We start from the raw sequence: 20,762 nt of genomic DNA, 5'->3' as shown, positions 1-20,762 counted from the left end.
TTTCTCCTTACTCGTCGATGCCGCCGGCAACCGGCTGGCGTGGCGACGTGGCTTCAATGCCGTCATCCCGCGACGGCGCTGCGGCGGTCGGCGCCGGCTCGCTGGCGGGACGGGGCTTATGCGGGGCGCCTGGCTTACGCGGCGCCGGATTTTTTGTAGCGGTGGAGGTGGAGGTGGACGTAGAGGCTGAAGCCGAAGCCCCCTTGGCGGCCGTCGCTGTACCGCCAGCGCCAGCACCAGCACCAAGCGCCGCTGCCGAAGCCGCAGCGGACGCCGCCTCAGCCGCCGAGGCAGCAACCGCCGCCGAAGCCGCACCGGGAATCGGCAGTGCCGTAAACCCAGCGGCAATCTTGACCGGCTGCACGGCGGGTTCCTCGGAAGCCGGTGCGCCGCCGACTACCGGCGCGGACGCATCCTGCGTCGCCGATGCCGCTGCGGCAATCGCCGCCGCCTGAGCGCCCGGCTTGTTCTTGCCGACGAGGTAGTAATCGAGCACCTTGCGCGCGATCGGACCGGCCGATTCCGCGCCCCAGCCACCGTTTTCGACGATCAGCGCGAGCGCGATCTTGGGGTTGTCGACCGGCGCGAAAGCGATGAACAGCGCGTGGTCGCGCAGATGCTCGGCGATCGCGTGACCCTTGTAGTTCGCGCCTTGCAGCGAGTAGACCTGGGCCGTGCCGGTCTTGCCGGCCGCTTGATACGGTGCGCCGATAAACAATTTCGACGCCGTACCGTTGGTGACCACTTCGGCCATGGCGTGCTTGATGAAGTCGATGTCCGCCTGCTTGACGGCGATCTTGTCGCTCGGATCGCGCACCACGGCGCGAGTCTCTTTGGTGATCGGATTCTCGATGTCGCGCACGAGGTGCGGCTTCATCACGACGCCGTTGTTCGCGAGCGTCGCCGTGGCGTGCGCGAGCTGCAGAATGGTGAACGAGTTGTAGCCCTGACCGATGCCGAGACTGATCGTTTCGCCTTCGTACCAGCGCTGCTGCTCGGGCTTGTGGTACGCCTTGCGTTTCCAGTCCGTGGAAGGCAGGATGCCGCGCGCTTCGCCGGAAATGTCGATGCCGGTAATCTGGCCGAAGCCCCATGGCTTCATGAAGTTGGCGATGTTGTTGACGCCGAGGTCGTGCGCGAGCATGTAGAAATACGTGTCGTTCGATACGACGATCGCGCGGTTCATGTCGACCCAGCCCTGACCCGAGCGCACGTCGTTGCGGAACGTGTGGCCGCCGAACGTGTACGAACCCGGATCCTGGAAGCCCCAGCCCGTCGTTCGCTTATGCAGTGTCAGCGCGGCGAGCGCCATGAACGGCTTATACGTCGAACCCGGCGGATAAGTACCATGCAGCGGACGGTTCAGCAGCGGGTGATCCGGCGAGTTGTTCAGGTCGTCCCAGGTCTGCTGGTCGATACCGTCGACGAACGAATTCGGATCGAAGCTCGGCGCCGAGACGAACGCGAGCACGTCGCCGGTAGCCGGTTCGATCGCGACCAGCGCGCCGCGGCGACCCGCAAACGCCTGCTCGGCGACCTGCTGCAAGCCGATATCCAGCGACAGTTCGAGGTTGTTGCCGGGCGTGGCCTGGGTGCGCGACAAGGTGCGCACCGGCCGGCCGCCGGCGGTCACTTCCACTTCTTCGAAACCGGTCTGGCCGTGCAGCTCGGTTTCATAACTCTGCTCGACGCCGATCTTGCCGATGTAGTCGGTGCCCTTGTAGTTGTTCGCGTCCAGACGCGGATCGTAGTGGTCCGGATCGCTGTCGTTCTGGTCGCTGGCGTCGTCGATACGATCCTGATCGCGCTGCGAAATCCGCCCGATATAGCCGATCACATGCGCCGCGGTCGGCCCGAGCGGATACTGGCGGAACAGCCGCGCGCGCACTTCAACGCCGGGGAAGCGGAAACGCTGCGCGGTGAAACGCGCGACTTCGTCGTCGGTCAGGCGGGTACGGATCGGCAGGCTCTCGAAGTTCTTCGAGTCTTCCTGCAGCTTCTTGAAGCGGCGGCGGTCGCGGGCGTCGATCGAGACGACCGTAGCCAGGTTGTCGATCACGTTTTCGATCGAGTCGTTGAGTTTCGACGGCGTCAGTTCGAGCGTGTAGGCCGAGTAGTTCTTGGCCAGCACCACGCCGTTACGATCGGTGATGATGCCGCGGTTCGGCACGATCGGCGCGACGGAAATGCGGTTTTCATCGGCCTGCAGCGAGTATTTGCTGTAGTGCCAGACCTGCAGGTATAGGAAACGGAAGCCGATCAGCCCGAAGCAGACGAACACGAACAGGCCCGCCGCCGCGACGCGCAGGCGGAACTTCGAGAGCTGTTGCTGAGTGTCCTTGAATTCGGTCATGCGATTCTGCAAAAGGCCGGGTGACGGCCATCATGAGTGTGCGCCCAATCCGGCCGGAACCGGGAGGCATGAACAGCGACGCGCGTTGCGCAGGCCGGCGGCGTAGGCTCCATGCCGATGGAACCGCCTGGACGCCCGGCGCGCGCTGGCAGGGTCAAATCGGCCGGGTATCGTCCGGATCGGCCGGGCGACGCTGCGGCATCAGCAGCAGCATGCTGGCGATGGGCCACAGCGCGGCTTCGACGAAACCGTCGATCAGATAACCCCAACCCGGAAACGCCGCGCCCGTCAGCAGACGGATCACGAACGGCACCAGTTGCGCGATCACCAGCAGCGGCATGACCGCGAAGGTCTGCACGCCGAGCGACATCCACAGCACCCGGCGGTGGATCGTAATCGCGCCGTACGACAACAACGTATACGCCAGCGCGTGCTCGCCGAGCAGGCTGGCGTTATGCACGTCCATCAGCAAACCGAGGAAAAACGCGATGCCCATGCCGACCTTGCGCGGCTGGTGCACGTTCCAGAACAGCAGCACGAGCGCGACGAAATCCGGCACGCCGATGAGGCGCCCCCACGGCATCAGGTTCAGCAGGAACGCCGCGGCGAGGCTGAAGGAGATGAAGTACGGATTGACCGGCTGCAGGATGTATTGCGGACGGTTCATGGCTGCGCCCCAGGCGTGGCTTGCGGCTTCGCGTTCTTTTCGGCGGCCGGCTTCTTTTCGGCGGCGGATTTTTTCTCTGCGGCAGTGGATTTGGCCGGGGCTTTCTCGGACGACCTGGCAGCGGCCGGTTTGTCGGCTGCGGCCTTTTCACCCGCGGTTTTGTCACTCGACTTGGCCAGCGCGGATTTATCCGCTGCGGCCTTGCCGTCCGCCGGCTTATTACCCTTCTTCGCCTTCGCGTCTTTGGCGATGGTGGCCGCGTCGGGTTCTTCAGCCGGCCGCGGCGGCACATTGTTCAGGTAGTGCAGCACCAGCAGTTGCCGCGCGCCACGCACCGGCGCGATCGGCAGACAGATCACGCGCGCGAACGCCGTATCCGCCTGCTTGTCGACGCGTACCACCTTGGCAACCGGCAGTCCCGGCGGATAGGTGCCGTCGAGTCCGCTGGTGACGAGTTCGTCGCCGGTTTGCACGTCGGCGCTGATCGGCACGAAGCGCAGGTCGAGCGTGTCGCCCTTCGGCGTGCCGTAGATCACGCTACGCAAACCGGTGCGCACGATCTGCACGGGCACGGCCTGATCTTTGTCGGTGAGCAGCGTCACTTCGGCTTGCAGCGGGAACACGCGGGTGACCTGACCGATCACGCCGTCTTCATTGACGACTGGCGAGCCGTTCTGAATGCCTTGCTGCGCACCACGGCCGATCACCACTTTCTGCGTGAACGGGTCGCGCGTGTCGTACTGGATTTCGGCGGGCAGCGATTCAGTGGCTGAGCGCTGCGACAGTTGCAACAGCGCGCGCAGATGGCCGTTTTCCGCCGCCAGTTCGGCGGCCGTATTGGCTTGCTGCGAGAGTTGCAGATCTTTGGTGCGCAGCTTGTCGTTCTCGCTGCGCAATGTGGCGCTGGTCACGGCCAGGTCGGCGGCGCCCATAAAGACGTCACGCGGCACGAGCGCCGCGCGTTGCAACGGATAAAGACCCGCGCCGAGCACGCCGCGAACGATTTCGAGCGTTTTGAAGCGTGCGTCGGAGATCAGCAGGGCCAGCGCCAGCACGACGAAAAACACCAGTCGGGCGAGGGCGGATGGGCCTTGCTTGAACAGGGGCGGCGGACTGTATTCCATGGTCGGCGCCGGGGGCGTGAGCGGTTGGGTGAGACGGCGGCGCGCGAGGAACGCGCGTTCAGCGCGCGGAGGCTGGGTGGCCCAGCCAATGGCAAACCGGCCCGCAAGGGGCCGAGTGCCAGATCCGCGCTACTGACATGGAGACGGGCTCGCTTACTCGTACGAGAAGATGCTGCCCAGCTTGTCCATGCGTTCGAGCGCCATGCCCGAGCCGCGCACAACGCAGGTCAGCGGGTCTTCGGCGACGAGCACCGGCAGGCCGGTTTCTTCGGCGAGCAGGCGGTCCAGGTCGCGCAGCAGTGCGCCACCGCCCGTGAGCATCATGCCGCGTTCGGCGATGTCCGCGCCCAGTTCCGGGGGCGTTTGTTCCAGCGCGATCTTCACCGACGACACGATCTGGTTCAGCGGATCGGTGAGGGCTTCGAGAATTTCGTTGCTGGAGATGGTGAAGCTGCGCGGAATGCCTTCCGACAGATTGCGGCCCTTCACTTCCATTTCCTTGACTTCGGAACCCGGGAAGGCGGAGCCGATTTCTTTCTTGATCGCTTCAGCGGTTTGCTCGCCGATCAGCATGCCGTAGTTGCGGCGGATGTAGTTGACGATAGCTTCGTCGAACTTGTCGCCACCGACGCGCACCGAGCCTTTGTACACGATGCCGCCGAGCGAGATCACGCCGACTTCGGTCGTGCCGCCGCCAATGTCGACGACCATCGAGCCGGTCGCTTCCGACACCGGCAGGCCGGCGCCGATAGCGGCGGCCATGGGTTCTTCGATCAGATAAACCTGCGAAGCGCCCGCACCGTGCGCCGCTTCTTTAATCGCGCGACGCTCGACCTGGGTCGAACCGCACGGCACGCAGATGATGATGCGCGGCGACGGCGAGAACATACGCGATTCGTGAGCGGTCTTGATGAACTGCTTGATCATCTGCTCGGTGACCGTGAAATCGGCGATCACGCCGTCTTTCATGGGGCGGATCGCCTCGATGTTGCCCGGCACCTTGCCAAGCATCTGCTTGGCTTCCTTACCGACTGCCTGAATAGTTTTCTTACCGTTGGGACCGCCTTCCTGGCGGATTGAAACCACCGACGGTTCGTCGAGAACGATACCCTTGCCACGCATGTAGATGAGCGTGTTGGCAGTGCCAAGGTCAATCGCCAGATCGTTGGAGAAGTAGCTGCGCAGAAAACCGAACATTCAAAATCCTGTCTCGCTTGGGGCCGGGCCTCGCAACGTATGCGTAGGGCGGCAGCGGAAAAAATAACAGCTTCAACCGGGCGCAAGCGGTGCAACAAGCGGCGCCACAGGAACTTGAAGCTGCGAGGGAGTCTACCGGAGGCCGTTGCAAAGCCAGGTTGGAAATCCGAACGATCTTGTGGGAATTGTTCGAAAGGCCTTGGTAAGTCGGTCCGGGTTTGGGTCGAACGCGTAATGATACCTTATAATTTTGGATGTTTTGAAGGAAACGGACGGCACTTTTTGCCGCCGCTGACCCCTTTTTCGAGGTCTTCCTCCAGCGTCGTAACCCGCTGTCGCAGCATTGTTTTTTCCTTGCGGCGGCGTTCCACCACATTTTCCGGTGACTGCATGGCTCTGACCCTGACCGATGTTAAACGCATCGCGCACCTCGCGCGGCTCGAACTGGCTGATGCCGACGCTGAGCACACGCTCGTCCAGCTCAATGATTTTTTCGGCCTCGTCGAGCAGATGCAGGCGGTCGATACCACCGGCATCGCGCCGCTTGCCCATCCGATCGAGCAGATCGAAGACGTCGCGCTGCGTCTGCGCAATGACGCGGTGACCGAAACGGTCGAACGCGAAGCTTTCCAGCGCCCGGCGCCGGCGGTGCAAGACGGCTTGTACCTCGTGCCGAAGGTGATCGAGTAAGACCCGCGTAGCGGGCTCGAATGCCTCCACGGCAGCGCGACTGCGCTGCCGCGCTCTTCAGGATAAAACGCAATGCATGAAAAAAGTCTGACCGAACTGCGTGCCGCACTGGCGGCCAAGGAATGCTCCGCAGTCGAACTGGCGCAGTTGTATCTGAAGCGGATCGACGCGGCCAATAGCCTGAACGCGTTCATCCAGGTCGATCCCGATCTGACGCTCGCGCAGGCGAAAGCCGCCGACGCGCTGCTGCACACCGGCCACGCCGGCCCGCTGGTCGGCCTGCCGATCGCGCATAAAGACGTGTTCGTGACCAAGGGCTGGCGCTCCACGGCCGGCTCGAAGATGCTGTCGAACTACGAAAGCCCGTTCGACGCAACTGTCGTCGCGCGTTTGCAGAATGCCGGCATGGTGTGCGTGGGCAAGACCAATATGGACGAGTTCGCGATGGGCTCGTCCAACGAGAATTCGTACTTTGGTCCCGTGCAGAATCCGTGGGATGTCAAGGCCGTGCCCGGCGGTTCGTCGGGCGGTTCGGCAGCGGCTGTGGCCGCGCGTCTCGCGCCCGCCGCAACCGGCACGGATACGGGCGGCTCGATTCGTCAGCCGGCGTCGTTCTCCGGCATCACCGGTATCAAGCCGACGTACGGCCGCGTGTCGCGTTACGGCATGATCGCGTTCGCGTCGTCGCTGGATCAGGGCGGCCCGATGGCGAAGAGCGCCGCGGATTGCGCAACGTTGCTCAACGCGATGGCCGGCTTCGACGAGCGCGATTCGACCAGCCTCGTGCGCGACGACGAAGACTACACGCGCTACCTCGGCCAGCCGTGGAAAGAAGACAGCGCCGGCAAGCCGCTCGCCGGTTTGCGCATCGGCCTGCCGAAGGAATACTTCGGCGCGGGTCTGGCCGACGACGTGCGCGCCTCGATCGACGCCGCGTTGAAGCAATACGAAGCGCTCGGCGCCACGCTGGTGGAAGTCTCGCTGCCGAAAACCGAGCTGTCGATCCCGGTCTACTACGTGATCGCGCCGGCGGAAGCCTCGTCGAACCTGTCGCGTTTCGACGGCGTGCGCTTCGGCCATCGCGCCGCGGAGTATCGCGATCTGCTCGACATGTACAAGAAGTCGCGTGCCGAAGGTTTCGGCCCGGAAGTGAAGCGCCGCATTCTGGTCGGCGCATACGTGCTGTCGCACGGTTACTACGACGCGTACTACCTGCAGGCGCAAAAGATTCGCCGCATCATCGCGCAAGACTTCCAGGAAGCGTTCAAGCAGTGCGATGTGATCATGGGACCGGTCGCGCCGTCGGTGGCATGGGACCTCGGCGCGAAGGGCGACGATCCGGTGCAGATGTATCTGGCCGACATCTACACGCTGTCGGTGAGCCTTGCCGGTTTGCCGGGCATGAGCGTGCCGTGCGGTTTCGGCGCGGGCGCGAATGTGCAGCGTCCGGTGGGTTTGCAGATCATCGGCAACTATTTCAATGAAGCCCGGATGCTGCAGGTGGCCGATGCGTTCCAACGCGCGACCGACTGGCATCGTCAAGCACCGGCAGGAGTGTGAGCACCATGACCAAGCAATGGGAAGTCGTGATCGGTCTGGAGACCCACACGCAACTGTCGACGCAATCGAAGATTTTCTCCGGCTCGCCCACGCGGTTCGGCGCCGAGCCGAACACGCAAGCCAGCCCCGTCGATCTGGCGTTGCCGGGCACGTTGCCGGTAATGAACCGCGGCGCAGTGGAGCGTGCGATTCAATTCGGCCTCGCGATCGGCGGAACGGTGGCGCCGCGCAGCATCTTCGCGCGTAAGAACTATTTCTACCCCGATCTGCCGAAGGGCTATCAGATCAGCCAGTACGAAATCCCCGTCGTGCAGGGCGGCCAGGTGACGATTCAGGTCCCGGCCAATGAAAAGACCGGCAAGGAAGCGTACGAAAAGGTCGTCAACCTGACGCGCGCTCACCTCGAGGAAGACGCGGGCAAGTCGCTGCACGAAGACTTCGCGGGCATGACCGGCATCGACCTGAATCGCGCGGGCACGCCGCTGCTCGAAATCGTCACCGAGCCGGAAATGCGCAGCGCGGCGGAAGCGGTTGCTTACGCCAAGACGTTGCACACGCTCGTCATGTGGCTCGGTATCTGCGATGGCAACATGCAGGAAGGCTCGTTCCGTTGCGACGCGAACGTGTCGGTGCGCCCGGTCGGTCAGGCGGAATTCGGCACGCGTGCCGAGATCAAGAACCTGAACTCGTTCCGCTTCCTCGAAGAAGCGATCCAGTACGAAGTGCGCCGTCAGATCGAACTGATCGAAGACGGCGGCACGGTGGTGCAGGAAACGCGTCTGTACGACTCGGACAAGCGCGAAACGCGCTCCATGCGCAGCAAGGAAGACGCGCACGATTACCGCTATTTCCCCGATCCCGATCTGATGCCGCTCATGATCGACGCGGCATGGATCGAGCGCGTGAAGAGCGAGATGACGGAGCTGCCGGAAGCGATTCAGCAGCGCTTCGTGTCGCAATACGGTTTGACGCCGTACGACGCGAACGTGCTGACGTCGAGCAAGGCGATGGCCGCGTATTACGAGGCGGTGGTCGTCAAGGTCGGCCCGTCGCACGCGAAGGTCGCGGCGAACTGGCTGATGGGCGAGGTGTCGTCGCAACTGAATCGCGAAGGGCTGGATATCGCGTCGAGCCCGGTGTCGGCCGCGCAACTCGCGCTGCTGCTGCAACGCATTGCCGACGGTACGATCTCGAACAAGATCGCCAAGGAAATTTTCGTCGCGATTTGGGACGAGAAGGCCACCGACGAAGCCGCCGCCGACCGCCTCATCGAGTCGAAAGGCCTGAAGCAGATTTCGGACAGCGGCGCGCTGGAAGCGATTCTCGACGAAGTGCTCGCCGCGAATCCGAAGTCGGTCGAAGAATTCCGCGCCGGCAAGGAAAAGGCGTTCAACGCGCTGATCGGCCAGGCGATGAAAGCGACCAAGGGCAAGGCCAATCCGGCGCAGGTGAATGAACTGCTGAAGAAGAAGCTGTCCTGAGTTGAATTTCAGTTGACCAGAACCGGCTTGGGCTTCGCGCTTGAGCCACCGCGGGCTGTTGCCGGAAACGAAAGTGGGGCAACGGCCCGTTTCATTTTGCGGGCTCCGTTTTTGCCGGCCCGCTGAACGCAGATCACGGAGTGTGTGGATGGCGAAGCAACCCGAACTCGACGATTTCCGTGTGCCGTTTTTCGAAGACGGCAAGAAAAATAGCAAGTTCTCGCTCGACGCTTTCGACCCGGCATCCAAGCCGTTTTCGACCGGATCGAAAGACTCGGACAAGGCCCGTTTGTCGGAGATCGGCGAGAAGCTCGACCAGCAGCAAGAGCGACTGCACTCGCAACAGAAGCGTCGCGTGCTGCTGGTTTTGCAAGGTATGGACACGAGCGGCAAGGACGGCACGATCCGCGCGGTGTTTCACGAAGTCGATCCGCTTGGGCTGCGCATCGTGCCGTTCAAGGCGCCGACGCCCGTCGAACTCGCGCACGACTTTCTCTGGCGCGTGCATTCGCAGGCGCCTGCCGCCGGCGAGCTGACCATCTTCAACCGCAGTCACTACGAAGACCTGCTGGTGCCGACCGTGCTCGGCACGCTCGACGCGAAAGCGTTCGAGGCGCGTTGCCGTCACATTCGCCAGTTCGAAGCGCTGCTGGCGGATAGCGGCACGACGATCATCAAGTGCATGCTGCACATTTCAAAAGACGAGCAGCGCACGCGTCTGCAGGCGCGTATCGACGATCCGAGCAAGCACTGGAAATTCGACGTATCCGACCTCGAAGCGCGCAAGCAGTGGGACGCCTACCAGTCCGCGTATCGCGACGCGTTGGCGGCGACCTCGACGGATTACGCGCCGTGGTATGTGATTCCGGCCGACTCGAAAACGCATCGCAATGTGATGGTCGCGGAGTTGCTGTTGCGCACCTTCGAAACGCTGCAGCTCGACTATCCGCCGCCCAAGGAATCGCTGAAGGGCGTCAAGGTCGAGTGACCTTGCGCATTGGCTGGCGCCTGAAGGCATTTCAAACGAATCGAACACAAAAAGGAACGACATGTTGCGTGTGATTACCGCCAACCTGAACGGCATCCGCTCAGCGGCAAAGAAGGGCTTTTTCGACTGGTTCGGCGAACAGAAAGCCGACGTGCTGTGCGTGCAGGAAATCAAATGCTCGCAAGACGACATGACGCCGGAATTCATGGCCCCGCACAATTTCACCGGCTATTTTCAGCATGCGGTGAAGAAGGGCTACAGCGGCGCGGGCGTGTACACGCGGCAGGAACCGGACGAAGTAGTTATCGGTTTCGGCAGTGAGGAATTCGATCCGGAAGGGCGCTATGTCGAACTGCGTTTCGGCAAGCTCTCGGTGATTTCGGTGTATGTGCCGTCGGGTTCGAGCGGTGAGGAGCGTCAGCAGGCCAAGTTCCGCTTCATGGCCGAGTTCATGCCGCATCTCGCGGAACTGGCGAAAGAGCGCGAAGTGATCGTGTGCGGCGACGTGAACATCGTCCACAAGGAAATCGACATCAAGAACTGGAAGAGCAACCAGAAGAACTCGGGCTGCCTGCCGGAAGAGCGCGCCTGGCTCGACACGCTGTTCGACGAAGTGGGTTACGTCGACGTGTTCCGCACGCTCGATCAGCGGCCCGAGCAGTACACGTGGTGGAGCAATCGCGGTCAGGCGTATGCGAAGAACGTCGGGTGGCGGATCGATTATCAGATCGCGACGCAAGGCATTGCGAGCAAGGCGAAACGCACCGACGTGTTCCGCGATATCAAGTTCAGCGACCACGCGCCGCTGACCGTCGACTACGACCACAAGGTCAAGAAGTAACGCAGCGCGTCACCTGGTCGACTCAACTCAGTCGCGCGGCACTTTGCGCCGCGGACGGCCCATGCCGGCGTAGTCCGGCAGCGCATCGACGCTCTTGCCGATTGCCTTCGCGTACAGCGGCAGCATATCCGGCAAGCGCTTGATGATGTCCTGGCGGCGCGCCGGCGTGTACGGATGCACGTAGATGAAGCCCTGGTTGCGATTGCTTTGCGTCACTTGCGCCAGCTTGTCCCACAGCGTGACCGCCGCGCGCGGATCGTAACCGGCGCGCGAGGCGATATCGCTGCCGATCACGTCGGCTTCGGTTTCGTCGGTGTTCGCGTACTTCATTTCCAGCAGGCGCGAGCCGATGCCGAGCGGCGCGACGCCGAGATCGGCGAGGCCGAATAGCTGCGGAATCGTGCCCGACGAATCGAGCTGGCTGGCCTGCAATTGGCCGAGACGCTCGCGGGCATGTTCGCGCAACGCATGCGCGATCTCGTGGCCGATCAGCATGCCGAGTTCGTTGTCGTTCAGGTGAGCGCGGTCGAGCAGTCCACCGTACACGACGATTTTGCCGCCTGGCAGACAGTACATGCGGATATCGGGCGAACGCACCACCGCCACTTCCCACTTCCAGTTCTTCGCCCGCTCGTTCCATTTGAGCGAGTAGGGGATCAGCTTGTCGACGATCGAGCGCACGCGCGCGACGTGCGCGTCGGTGTCGCCGTACAGACGGTTCGCGTGCTCCGCGCCGTAGGCGATCTGGCTGAATTCTTCGGCAGCTTGCGCCTCGAGTACCGGCGACGGGATCAGGTTGCGGAACACCATGTAGCCGCCGTAACGCAACTGCGGGCTCGAGTTGTACGAGCCGGCGGCGTTGGTGGCGGGCATGGTGTTAGCGGCGGGCGCTTTCGCGGCGGCTGCGGGTGTCGGTGCCGGCGTCGACATGGCTGCCGGCGTGCGCGCTGTGACGGGCGGCGCGGACTGTGGCGATGACTGCGCCGACGAGTTCGGCGTGGCGGCGGCCGGTGCGCTGCCGGCGTTGGCAGCGCTAGTCGCGCTATTGGCGCTCGGCGCTGCGGATGTCGCGCTTTCAGGACTGGTCGTGCCTGCAGCGGACTTGCCCGACGGCGCGGCAGCGGCAGCCGGTGCAGGCGTTGGCGGCGTCGCCGTTGCGCTGGGCGCGCTATTGGCGACCGCCGACATGGCTGTCGCGTAGGCACTCAGCGGCATCGCCGTTGTCGCCAGACTCGCACAGATGAACGTCAACGATGCGCGCAACACTGCGCTGCGGATTTTGCGGCAAGAAGCTCGAGCGCTAACGCTAGCGCTAGCCGAACTGAGGCCGATCACCCGCCTCGAAAAACGCGCCGTCACGACCTGGTTCTCCACGGCGCGATGCGCATCAGCAGCAGCATGCCGGGCAGCGCGAGCGCGGTACAGACCAGGAAATAATCGAACCAGCCGATCTTCGCGACCACATAACCGCTCGCCGCCGATGCCAGCGTGCGCGGCACCGAAGCGAGACTCGTGAACAGTGCGAACTGCGTGGCGGTGTAGCGCGGATCGGTGGTGCTGGCGATATAGGCGGTGAATGCCGCCATCGTCAGTCCGGTGGCGAAGGTTTCGAGGCCGTAGACGAGTGCCAGCGCGACCGAGCGCGGCTCGAGCTGCACGGCCCAATCGATGCCTACCAACGCGAGCAGCTTCGTCGTCCCTTGACTCACCCACACGGCGATGTCGTAAATCGCGGTGAGGCCGGGCGAAGCCGGCCCGAGATGCGCAAGCCACGCAAAGCCGAGCGTCGACACCATCTGCAGAATGCCGAAGATCCACAGGCCGCGGCCAATGCCGATCTTCATCAGCCAGATCCCGCCGACGATCCCGCCCGCGAGACTCGCACCGAACGCGGTGGTCTTCGCGATCACGCCGATCTGCGTGCGCGAAAAGCCGATGTCGAGGAAGAACGACGTGGACAGCGTGGTCGCCATCGTGTCGCCGAGCTTGTACAGAAAGATGAAGCCGAGCACGAACAACGCGCCGCGCCAGCCGTCGCGCTGGATGAATTCGCGGAACGGCTGCACGATCGCTTCGCGCAGATTTTTGGGCGGGGTGCCGTGCACTTCAGGCTCGCGTACCACCAGCGTCATGACCATGCCCGGCAGCATGAACGCCGCGGTCACCATGAACACGGTGGTCCATGGCAGATGGTCGGACAGGATCAGCGCAAGCGAACCCGGCACCAGCGCCGCGATTTTGTACGCGTTCACGTGCACCGCATTGCCGAGACCTTGTTGCGTGTCGCTCAGCAATTCACGCCGGTAGGCGTCGATCACGATGTCCTGGCTCGCGCCGAAAAACGCGACCAGTGCCGTCAGCGCGGCCACCGTCCAGATCGAGTCGCGCGGCGACACAAACCCTAAACACGCAATCGCGCCGGCAACCAGAATCTGCGTGACCAGCATCCAGCCGCGCCGTCTGCCTGGCCGCCAGCCGGGAAAACGCGGCACGTAGCGGTCCATCAGCGGTGCCCAGACGAATTTCCAGGTGTAGGGGAACTGGATCAGCGCAAACAGGCCGATTTCCTTCAGATTGACGCCTTCGGAGCGTAGCCACGCCTGCACCAGATAGACGAGCGTGAACAGCGGCAATCCCGACGTAAAGCCGAGAAAGACGCAGATCAGCATGCGCGTATTCAGGAACGCGCGCCAGCCGGGATGTTCTTCGTGAGCGGTAAGTGCAGGCGCCTCGTGCGGCGGGTTCGACATGTGGATAACTTGGTGTTAGCTTTTCTTGACGCGATAGACCGCAAGACTACCACGCCAGTTCACCCCCCACCGCACCACCTGGCCGTCATGGAGCACGACGCGATCCAGAATTTCAATGCCGACTTCCGGCGCTAGCGCTTCGAAATCCTCGATGGTCAGCACCCGTACGTTCGGCGTGTTGTGCCATTGATAAGGCAGCGACTTCGACACCGGCATGCGCCCCTTCAACACCGACAGCCGGTGCGCCCAGTAACCGAAATTCGGAAACGACACGATGCATTCCTTGCCGACCCGCACGGTCTCGCGCAGGATCGCCGCGGTCTGATGGATAGTCTGCAGCGTCTGCGACAGGATCGCGAAATCGAAGCTGCGGTCTTCGAACAGGCGCAGACCGTCTTCCAGATTCTGCTGGATCACGTTGATGCCGTTTTGCGTCGACGCCAGCACGCCGGCGTCGTTGATCTCGATGCCGTAGCCCTGCACCTCCAGTTCCTCGGTCAGTAGCGACAGCAACGAACCGTCGCCGCAGCCGAGGTCCAGCACGGACGCGCGCGGTTCGACCCAGCGGGCAATCGCGCGGAAGTCCGGGCGCAACGCCAGATAATCTAGTGCTCGCTGGTTCATGCGTTCACCTCTTTCGCGATACGTTCGTAATAGGCGCGCATCACGTTGTGATAGCGCGCGTCGTCGAGCAGGAAGGCGTCGTGGCCGTGCGGCGCGTCGATTTCCGCGTAGGTGACGGTGCGCTTGTGGTCGAGCAGCGCCTTCACCAGTTCGCGCGAGCGCGCCGGCGCGAAACGCCAGTCGGTCTTGAAACTGGCGATCAGGTATTTCGCCGTAGTGTGCGCGACCGCGGCCGTCAGGTCGCCGTCGAAGGCCTTGGCCGGATCGAAATAGTCGAGCGCGCGCGTGATCAGCAGATACGTGTTCGCGTCGAAGTAGTCGGCGAATTTGTCGCCTTGATAGCGCAGGTACGACTCCACTTCGAACTCCACGTCGAAGTTGAAGTTGTAGGCGTCCACCGCGCCTTCCGCGCGGCGCAACGAGCGGCCAAATTTCTCGGCCATGTCGTCGTCGGACAGATACGTGATGTGGCCGATCATGCGCGCGACGCGCAAGCCGCGCTTCGGCTTCACGTTATGCGCGTAGTAGTTGCCGCCGTGAAAGTCGGGGTCCGACAGGATCGCCGAGCGGGCGACCTCGTTGAACGCGATGTTCTGCGCAGACAGCTTCGGCGTGGACGCGACCACGATGCAATGCGCCACGCGCTCCGGATACATCACGCTCCACGCCAGCGCCTGCATGCCGCCGAGGCTGCCGCCCATGACCGCGGCGAAACGCGCAATGCCGAACTCATCGGCCACGCGTGCCTGGGCGTTGACCCAGTCTTCCACCGTCACGACCGGGAACGCCGCGCCGTAGGGATGGCCGGTCGCGGGATCGACGCTCATCGGTCCGGTCGAGCCGAAGCACGACCCGAGGTTATTCACGCCGATCACGAAGAACCTGTCGGTGTCGAGCGGTTTGCCCGGGCCGACCATGTTGTCCCACCAGCCGACGTCTTTCGGATTGTCTTCGTACACGCCCGCCACATGGTGCGACGCGTTGAGCGCATGACACACCAGCACCGCATTGCTGCGCGCGGCGTTGAGTGTGCCGTAGGTCTCGACCATCAGGTCGTAACCGGCCAGCGACGTGCCGTTCTGCAACTGCAGAGGCTCGCTGAAATGCATTTTTTGGGGAGCGACGATACCGATCGATTCCATTCATTCCGCCGTTTAACAAATACAGGGCGGCTAGATGGCGTCGGCGAGGCACGGAGGAGAACGGCTGTGTGCGCGGCTGACGACCTCTTTAGCCGCATTTATAGTGAACCGCGGGAGAGATTCCCGGCAGTTCGCGCGCCCGCAATCGAGTCAGCAAATCGGCGCGTAATAGAGATTCAAGCGATATTCAAGGTATTCAGGGTGATGCGGAAAGCGGCTTGGGAGACGCCTGGTAGGCATCCGGCGGCCGCAGTCAGGCGCAAAGTATAGCGGAAAATCCGGAGCGGCAGCGTCGCCGGCGCGGCCCGCTACGCGCGGCGGGCCGCGTGGACTACTGAAGAATCAGCAGGATTTGCGCGTCGGCGTGTTCGGCGGGCAGGCGCACAAATCCGCTGCGCACATAGCGATGCCAGCGTCCGATGATGTAGCTCAGCAGCAGGCTCGCGCGAATCGCGGGATCGTAGCCGGCGGGCAGCGCGGCGGGGATTTGTGCCTGCGCTTGCGGATTGTTTTCGCCCGCGTTTTCGCGCGCGGTTGCGCTCTCGTCGCTGGCGGCCTCCATTTGCGCGAGCCGCAAACATTGTTTCAGCGACGCCTCCACCCGCTCCAGCATCTGATTGACGCGCTCGGTCAGCCGTTCATGCTCGCCGACCAGCGCCTCGCAGGTGAGCACGCGAGTCATGCCGGGATTCTTCGCGGGGAAATTGAGCAGCATCAACGCGATCGCGCGGGCCTGCAGCACGCCGTTGCTTTCCTTGCCGGCGATCTGGTTGATCAGCCCAAAGATGGTCTGTTCGATGAACTCGATGAGCCCTTCGAACATTTGCGCCTTGCTGGCGAAATGACGGTACAGCGCGGCTTCCGAGACGCCCAGCCGGGCGGCGAGCGCCGCCGTGGTGATCTTTTCGCTTTTCGGCGCTTCCAGCATCGCGGCGAGCGTCTGCAGAATATGCACGCGGCGCTCGCCCGGCTTCAGGCGATGCGCGCGCGGCGCGGCCGCCGCCACCGGCTCGTGTTCAGGTTCGTGTTCGGCTAAGGCTTCGTCAGGCTTGTCGATCGGCTGCATGGCTGTCGTCCCGTCTGCTGTCCCTTCAATCGAACCGAGCGGGTGCCCAGTCGTAGCGATTTTAACGAACGAATGCTCTGATCGACATAGTGCGGCCGACCGGTGCCCGGCAGACGCGTCGGCACACCGTCCACATGCGGCTTGCGCGGCAGATGGCCGGTGATCCACACGGTGCGGATACCCAGACGCCGATAGTTCTTCAGATGCGAGCGCGTGTCTTCGACGAGTATCACGTCTTTCAAGGAAACGTGGGCGTCGCGCATGGCCTTGCGCAGCATGGCGTGGTCGGGCTTGGCGCGCCAGCGGCGGCGATCGGCCATGTGCTCGATCGCGATCACCTGCTCGAACAGACGCTCAATGCGCAGTTCCGCCAGCACCGCGCGCGCATACGCTTCGGGCGCGTTGGTCAGCACGATCTTGCGGCCTGGCAGCGCCGCGACGAGGCGCGCCACGCCGCGTTCGTAGCGGATCATCGAGCCGAGATCCGGGAACGTGTGCACGAACTTCAGGAAATCATGCGGATCGAGCGGATGGTGCCGCGTGAGGCCGAGCAGCGCCGCGCCGTAGCGCTGCGTGTAGACGCGGCGCATGCGGTTCGCTTCATCGACATCCACTTTTAGCGTGTCGATGATGTACCGGTTCATGCCCTGATTGATCGCCGGAAAGATGGCGTGCGAGGCGTGGTGCAGGGTGTTGTCGAGATCGAACAACCAGACCGGTTTGCCACCGGCGATATGCGGACGGCGGCGCCGCGAAGTGGGAGTGCGCATGAGGTGCCGCGCCGTTCAGGCGCGAAGTGTCGCGTCAGGCAACGAACGTTTGCGGTTCGTGGCGCCGGCGGCGAGATAAGAGGGGGAGTGTGCTGGCGCGCCTTGCCGGCGCGTTGCGGGCTGCCGTTGTTGTGAAGGCGGCCGGCTGTGAAGGCGAATGCGGGTGCGGCTGTGAGTGCGGCTGTAAAGCGCGCGACTGCGGAACGACTGCACGGCACACAGTGCACGCCATTGAGACGTGCGCTATGTGCCGGGATTGAGGCAGGAATCAATGCGAGCGGATCATCGTGCCGAACGGCTGTTCGGTGAGAATTTCCAGCAGTACCGAGTGCTCGATGCGACCGTCGATGATGTGTACCGAACGCACGCCGCTCTTGGCCGCGTCCAGCGCCGACGAGATTTTCGGCAGCATGCCGCCGGAGATTGTGCCGTCGGCGAACAGACCGTCGATTTCGCGCGCGGACAGGTCGGTCAGCAGATTGCCTTCTTTATCCATCACGCCGGGAATGTTGGTCATCATCACGAGCTTTTCGGCGTTCAGCACGACCGCCAGTTTGCCCGCGACCAGATCCGCGTTGATGTTGTACGACAGGCCGTCTTCGCCGAAGCCGATCGGCGAGATGACCGGGATGAACGCGTCGTCTTGCAGCGCCTTCACCACCGCCGGATTGATCGCCTCGACCTCGCCGACCTGGCCGATGTCGACGTACTGGCCGGGGTTGTCGCGGTCCGGCATCAGCATCTTGCGCGCGTGGATCAGGCCGCCGTCTTTGCCGGTGAGGCCGACCGCGTGGCCGCCGAAATGGTTGATCAGCGTGACGATATCCTGCTGCACTTCACCGCCGAGCACCCATTCGACGACTTCCATCGTCTCTTCGTCGGTGACGCGCATGCCCTGGATGAACGTGCCCTGTTTGCCGATCTTCTTCAGCGCCGTGTCGATTTGCGGACCGCCGCCGTGGACGATAACCGGATTGATGCCGACCAGCTTCAGCAGAATCACGTCGCGCGCGAAGCCCTGCTTGAGACGCTCCTCGGTCATGGCGTTGCCGCCGTATTTGATCACCACGGTCTTACCGTGATATTGACGAATGTAAGGCAGCGCCTCGGCCAGGATTTCAGCCTTCAGGGTGGGCGCGATCTGCGAAAGGTCGGGAAGCTCGGACATGGCGGCAGGCTCAGGCACGGAACAGTTAAAACACGGCGAATTGTACAGGACTGGCGCGCTGCAACAGGGTTTTCGACAGCGGCGCCGGTGGCGCGCGGCGCGGCTTTTTGCGCACCGCGCCATGACGGCCCGCGAATGCTGGCCGACCATCAAGCCTAACGCGGTTCGAAGGCGTTTGTGAATTAGCCGAATGGACGACTAACGGCGCTTCGCCGGCAGTGGCATCATCTGCGGATCGATACCTGATTCAGCGCGTTTATCCGGCCCTGCCATGAAACCGTCCGTCTCCCGCCACGAAAGCAGCGCGCGCTGTCCGCGCTGCGGTAATGCGTTCGATTGCTCGATGCACGCGCAGCCGTTCGACTGTTGGTGCCGCGAGATGCCGTCTCTACCGGCGGAGCGGCTGGATCTGGCCGGCGGTTGCTTGTGTCCGGAGTGCCTCGCGGCGGAGATTGCGCGAGCGACTCAGGGGCGGCCGCCCGGTGGTGCGTTGCCGTGAGTTGCTGGAACGGCGGCGGGTTGACGACGGCGCCCAGGATTCGCGGACGATTCGTCGATAGCCCGCTTACGAAGCGCTCGTGGCCCGTCCGTAACGGGCTTATGACGCGCGATACCCCGCCGCGAGTGCGCTCAGGTCACGGGCGACGGCCTCCAGCGGCGGTTCCCACTGGCCGAACTGCGGTTGCCGGTACAGCGCGGCGCTCGGATACCAGGGGCTGTCGCGGCGATCGAGCAGCCAGACCCAGTGCGGATTGACGTCGAGCAGCACCCAGGTGCGCTGGCCGAGCGCGCCGCTCAAATGCGCCGTCGACGTGCATACCGTGATGACGAGGTCGAGCGCGCTCACGAAGGCGGCGGTGTCGTCGAAGGTGGCGAATTCAGCGGTGTGATCGGTCATGGGCAAGCCGGCGTTTCGAGCTGCCGCCACGTCGGCATCAGCACCCGCCTGCAACGAATAGAACGCTACGTTTTGCATCCCGCCGAAATGAGCCGCGTAGCGCTCCCAGCCGACCCGCCGGAACGGATTGCGCTGATGGCCGAGGCTGCCGGTCCATGTCAGCCCGACTTTCAGCCGCGTCTCGCCCGCCAGCCTCTGACGCCACGATTGGCTGGTCGCGTCGTCAGCATGCAGATACAGCGCGGCAGCCGGAATCGTTTCGGCGCGTGTGCCGAAGATCAACGGCAGACTCAGCAACGGAATCTCATAGTCGAACGGCCTCAGCGATTCCAGATCGACGCCGGTTGAGTAACCGTCTACGTACCGACCGAGACTGCGCGCGAGCAGTGCGCCCATCTGCGGAAACGAATTCCAGATCACGCGCCCGCCCTCGCGATGCACGCGGTCGGCCAGCATCGGAATATAGCGGCTGAACTGCAGCACGTCGCCCATGCCTTGCTCGCCCCAGACCAGTAGCGTCTTACCGGCGAGCGGTTCGCCGCGCCATATCGGCGCCGGTATCGCGGGGCGGTTGCCGCCGAGTTCCGCCGAGCCGTCCCAGCGAGACTCATGCGACTGCCAGCCGTTTGGGTAATCGCCGCGCATCAACTGCAGCATGGCGAGATTCGAGCGCATCGTCGCATTCGTGGGGGCGATTGCGCAGGCGGTTTGGGTGGCCTGTTCGGCCTCTGCCCAGCGTTGCGCTTCGCGTAGCGCCAGCGCATAGTTGTTGTGCGCCAGCGGGCTGAGCGGCGCACATTGCACGGCTCTCGCGCCGGCCTCAAGCGCGCGCGGCAGGTTCATGCCGGTGCGATAAGCATGGGTGAGATTCGTCCAGGTGTCGCCTTCGCCGGGTTCATCTCGCACCGCGCTTTCCAGCAGCGCAAGCTGCTCGTTCGGGTCGCCCCCGGTCAGCATCAATGCACAGGCGAGATTGCTGCGCAGTCGGGGCAAAGTCGGATCGATGGCAAGTGCGCGGCGGTACGCGGCAATGGCCTCGCCATGCCGGTTCGCCATTTGCAAAACGTAGCCGAGACGGAAATGGGTCAAAGCGCGACGCGAATCGAGTTGGGCAATAATGGCGGCGAGTTCGATCGCCTCGCCGTGACGGGCCTGCTCAAGCAAGGCGGCGATGAGCGTTTCAAGCGACTCGTCGTCGAGCGGATGCAACTGGCCTGCGGCGTCGAGCCATCGGGCTTCGGTATGGGCCGTGCTGTTTTGGCGGGCTGCGGCAGCATGCCGCAGAAAAGTCAGGAAAGCTGATGAGGCTTCAGCCTCGCAGTCAGAGGTAGGTAGCATGGAAGAGTGGTGCGCCGGAAGAGCCGATGCCGAAGGATCGGTCCGCGCGTCGCTATCGCAAAAAATCCATGGTACCTACGCGAGGCTGCGCAGTAAGTCGGACTA

General features: G+C 63.4%; 19 protein-coding genes. 6 read left to right on the top strand and 13 right to left on the bottom strand.

Going from position 1 to position 20,762, the window contains the following annotated elements:
- Window positions 1-7: 7 nt before the first annotated feature.
- From mrdA to GGD40_RS12140, 5 genes are all read right to left on the bottom strand, one after another.
- Window positions 8-2,353: a penicillin-binding protein 2 gene (mrdA, locus tag GGD40_RS12160; protein ID WP_179743844.1), complete on the bottom strand. Its 2,346-nt coding sequence runs from the start codon at window positions 2,351-2,353 to the stop codon at window positions 8-10.
- Window positions 2,354-2,507: 154 nt separating this feature from the next.
- Window positions 2,508-3,020: a rod shape-determining protein MreD gene (mreD, locus tag GGD40_RS12155; RefSeq protein WP_179707377.1), complete on the bottom strand. Its 513-nt coding sequence runs from the start codon at window positions 3,018-3,020 to the stop codon at window positions 2,508-2,510.
- Entirely contained in the window at window positions 3,017-4,144 is a 1,128-nt protein-coding gene (gene mreC / locus GGD40_RS12150; RefSeq protein WP_179743843.1) for a rod shape-determining protein MreC, read from the bottom strand. The genes mreD and mreC overlap by 4 nt, the downstream gene beginning before the upstream one ends.
- 153 nt (window positions 4,145-4,297) lie before the next feature.
- Window positions 4,298-5,341, bottom strand: coding sequence for a rod shape-determining protein (locus GGD40_RS12145; RefSeq protein ID WP_004189550.1), 1,044 nt, complete (start codon window positions 5,339-5,341; stop codon window positions 4,298-4,300).
- 242 nt (window positions 5,342-5,583) lie between these two features.
- Window positions 5,584-5,733, bottom strand: a complete 150-nt coding sequence (locus GGD40_RS12140) for a hypothetical protein (protein ID WP_167444582.1) — start codon at window positions 5,731-5,733, stop codon at window positions 5,584-5,586.
- Here GGD40_RS12140 and gatC point away from each other — a divergent pair.
- From gatC to GGD40_RS12115, 5 genes are all read left to right on the top strand, one after another.
- Complete coding sequence (gene gatC, locus GGD40_RS12135) at window positions 5,732-6,031, top strand: Asp-tRNA(Asn)/Glu-tRNA(Gln) amidotransferase subunit GatC (RefSeq protein ID WP_105511670.1); 300 nt, start codon at window positions 5,732-5,734, stop codon at window positions 6,029-6,031. The two genes, GGD40_RS12140 and gatC, sit on opposite strands and share 2 nt — an antisense overlap.
- A gap of 72 nt (window positions 6,032-6,103) precedes the next feature.
- A complete protein-coding gene (gene gatA, locus GGD40_RS12130; RefSeq protein ID WP_179743842.1) occupies window positions 6,104-7,591 on the top strand; it encodes an Asp-tRNA(Asn)/Glu-tRNA(Gln) amidotransferase subunit GatA in 1,488 nt (495 codons plus the stop codon).
- A gap of 5 nt (window positions 7,592-7,596) precedes the next feature.
- Window positions 7,597-9,072 (top strand): Asp-tRNA(Asn)/Glu-tRNA(Gln) amidotransferase subunit GatB, encoded by a 1,476-nt coding sequence (gene gatB, locus GGD40_RS12125; RefSeq protein WP_179743841.1) that lies wholly within the window; start codon window positions 7,597-7,599, stop codon window positions 9,070-9,072.
- 148 nt (window positions 9,073-9,220) lie between these two features.
- On the top strand, window positions 9,221-10,060 hold the full coding sequence (locus GGD40_RS12120) for a PPK2 family polyphosphate kinase (RefSeq protein ID WP_179707373.1): 840 nt from the start codon (window positions 9,221-9,223) through the stop codon (window positions 10,058-10,060).
- Window positions 10,061-10,121: 61 nt separating this feature from the next.
- Window positions 10,122-10,901: an exodeoxyribonuclease III gene (locus tag GGD40_RS12115; RefSeq protein WP_179707371.1), complete on the top strand. Its 780-nt coding sequence runs from the start codon at window positions 10,122-10,124 to the stop codon at window positions 10,899-10,901.
- A gap of 27 nt (window positions 10,902-10,928) precedes the next feature.
- Here GGD40_RS12115 and GGD40_RS36910 read toward each other — a convergent pair whose 3' ends face one another.
- From GGD40_RS36910 to argB, 7 genes are all read right to left on the bottom strand, one after another.
- Entirely contained in the window at window positions 10,929-12,179 is a 1,251-nt protein-coding gene (locus GGD40_RS36910; RefSeq protein ID WP_373565329.1) for a M48 family metallopeptidase, read from the bottom strand.
- Between the two features lie 77 nt (window positions 12,180-12,256).
- On the bottom strand, window positions 12,257-13,651 hold the full coding sequence (locus GGD40_RS12100; protein WP_179707367.1) for an AmpG family muropeptide MFS transporter: 1,395 nt from the start codon (window positions 13,649-13,651) through the stop codon (window positions 12,257-12,259).
- A gap of 15 nt (window positions 13,652-13,666) precedes the next feature.
- Complete coding sequence (gene metW / locus GGD40_RS12095; RefSeq protein ID WP_179743839.1) at window positions 13,667-14,275, bottom strand: methionine biosynthesis protein MetW; 609 nt, start codon at window positions 14,273-14,275, stop codon at window positions 13,667-13,669.
- The gene (gene metX / locus GGD40_RS12090; protein ID WP_179707363.1) at window positions 14,272-15,417 is read right to left on the bottom strand and encodes a homoserine O-succinyltransferase MetX; all 1,146 of its coding nucleotides are present in this window, start codon (window positions 15,415-15,417) and stop codon (window positions 14,272-14,274) included. The genes metW and metX overlap by 4 nt, the downstream gene beginning before the upstream one ends.
- Before the next feature lie 331 nt (window positions 15,418-15,748).
- Window positions 15,749-16,483, bottom strand: a complete 735-nt coding sequence (slmA, locus tag GGD40_RS12085) for a nucleoid occlusion factor SlmA (RefSeq protein ID WP_179707362.1) — start codon at window positions 16,481-16,483, stop codon at window positions 15,749-15,751.
- A complete protein-coding gene (locus tag GGD40_RS12080) occupies window positions 16,450-17,253 on the bottom strand; it encodes a pyrimidine 5'-nucleotidase (RefSeq protein WP_179707361.1) in 804 nt (267 codons plus the stop codon). Before GGD40_RS12080 ends, slmA begins: the two co-directional genes overlap by 34 nt.
- A 268-nt stretch (window positions 17,254-17,521) precedes the next feature.
- Window positions 17,522-18,421, bottom strand: coding sequence for an acetylglutamate kinase (gene argB / locus GGD40_RS12075; protein ID WP_035554096.1), 900 nt, complete (start codon window positions 18,419-18,421; stop codon window positions 17,522-17,524).
- 271 nt (window positions 18,422-18,692) lie between these two features.
- Between argB and GGD40_RS12070 the strand changes: the two genes are divergently transcribed.
- Window positions 18,693-18,920, top strand: a complete 228-nt coding sequence (locus GGD40_RS12070; protein WP_179743838.1) for a cysteine-rich CWC family protein — start codon at window positions 18,693-18,695, stop codon at window positions 18,918-18,920.
- Window positions 18,921-19,019: 99 nt separating this feature from the next.
- On the opposite strand, the gene GGD40_RS12065 is transcribed toward GGD40_RS12070, so the two are convergent.
- Complete coding sequence (locus GGD40_RS12065; protein WP_179743837.1) at window positions 19,020-20,657, bottom strand: tetratricopeptide repeat protein; 1,638 nt, start codon at window positions 20,655-20,657, stop codon at window positions 19,020-19,022.
- Between the last annotated feature and the right edge of the window lie 105 nt (window positions 20,658-20,762).

It is taken from the genome of Paraburkholderia bryophila, assembly GCF_013409255.1.
GTDB lineage: Bacteria > Pseudomonadota > Gammaproteobacteria > Burkholderiales > Burkholderiaceae > Paraburkholderia.
The sequence above is the reverse complement of the archived record's forward strand: the minus strand, read 5'-3'. Positions and strand labels throughout refer to the sequence as shown.

Excerpts from the sequence above, each read along its gene's own strand:
- metX (WP_179707363.1), bottom strand. The coding sequence starts at position 15,417 with ATGGAATCGATCGGTATCGTCGCTCCCCAAAAAATGCATTTCAGCGAG.
- GGD40_RS12145 (WP_004189550.1), bottom strand. The coding sequence starts at position 5,341 with ATGTTCGGTTTTCTGCGCAGCTACTTCTCCAACGATCTGGCGATTGAC.
- GGD40_RS12140 (WP_167444582.1), bottom strand. The coding sequence starts at position 5,733 with ATGCAGTCACCGGAAAATGTGGTGGAACGCCGCCGCAAGGAAAAAACA.
- gatC (WP_105511670.1), top strand. The coding sequence starts at position 5,732 with ATGGCTCTGACCCTGACCGATGTTAAACGCATCGCGCACCTCGCGCGG.
- metW (WP_179743839.1), bottom strand. The coding sequence starts at position 14,275 with ATGAACCAGCGAGCACTAGATTATCTGGCGTTGCGCCCGGACTTCCGC.
- mreC (WP_179743843.1), bottom strand. The coding sequence starts at position 4,144 with ATGGAATACAGTCCGCCGCCCCTGTTCAAGCAAGGCCCATCCGCCCTC.
- gatA (WP_179743842.1), top strand. The coding sequence starts at position 6,104 with ATGCATGAAAAAAGTCTGACCGAACTGCGTGCCGCACTGGCGGCCAAG.
- slmA (WP_179707362.1), bottom strand. The coding sequence starts at position 16,483 with ATGCAGCCGATCGACAAGCCTGACGAAGCCTTAGCCGAACACGAACCT.
- GGD40_RS12100 (WP_179707367.1), bottom strand. The coding sequence starts at position 13,651 with ATGTCGAACCCGCCGCACGAGGCGCCTGCACTTACCGCTCACGAAGAA.
- mreD (WP_179707377.1), bottom strand. The coding sequence starts at position 3,020 with ATGAACCGTCCGCAATACATCCTGCAGCCGGTCAATCCGTACTTCATC.
- GGD40_RS12070 (WP_179743838.1), top strand. The coding sequence starts at position 18,693 with ATGAAACCGTCCGTCTCCCGCCACGAAAGCAGCGCGCGCTGTCCGCGC.
- GGD40_RS12065 (WP_179743837.1), bottom strand. The coding sequence starts at position 20,657 with ATGCTACCTACCTCTGACTGCGAGGCTGAAGCCTCATCAGCTTTCCTG.
- GGD40_RS12080 (WP_179707361.1), bottom strand. The coding sequence starts at position 17,253 with ATGCGCACTCCCACTTCGCGGCGCCGCCGTCCGCATATCGCCGGTGGC.
- mrdA (WP_179743844.1), bottom strand. The coding sequence starts at position 2,353 with ATGACCGAATTCAAGGACACTCAGCAACAGCTCTCGAAGTTCCGCCTG.
- gatB (WP_179743841.1), top strand. The coding sequence starts at position 7,597 with ATGACCAAGCAATGGGAAGTCGTGATCGGTCTGGAGACCCACACGCAA.
- GGD40_RS12120 (WP_179707373.1), top strand. The coding sequence starts at position 9,221 with ATGGCGAAGCAACCCGAACTCGACGATTTCCGTGTGCCGTTTTTCGAA.
- argB (WP_035554096.1), bottom strand. The coding sequence starts at position 18,421 with ATGTCCGAGCTTCCCGACCTTTCGCAGATCGCGCCCACCCTGAAGGCT.
- GGD40_RS12115 (WP_179707371.1), top strand. The coding sequence starts at position 10,122 with ATGTTGCGTGTGATTACCGCCAACCTGAACGGCATCCGCTCAGCGGCA.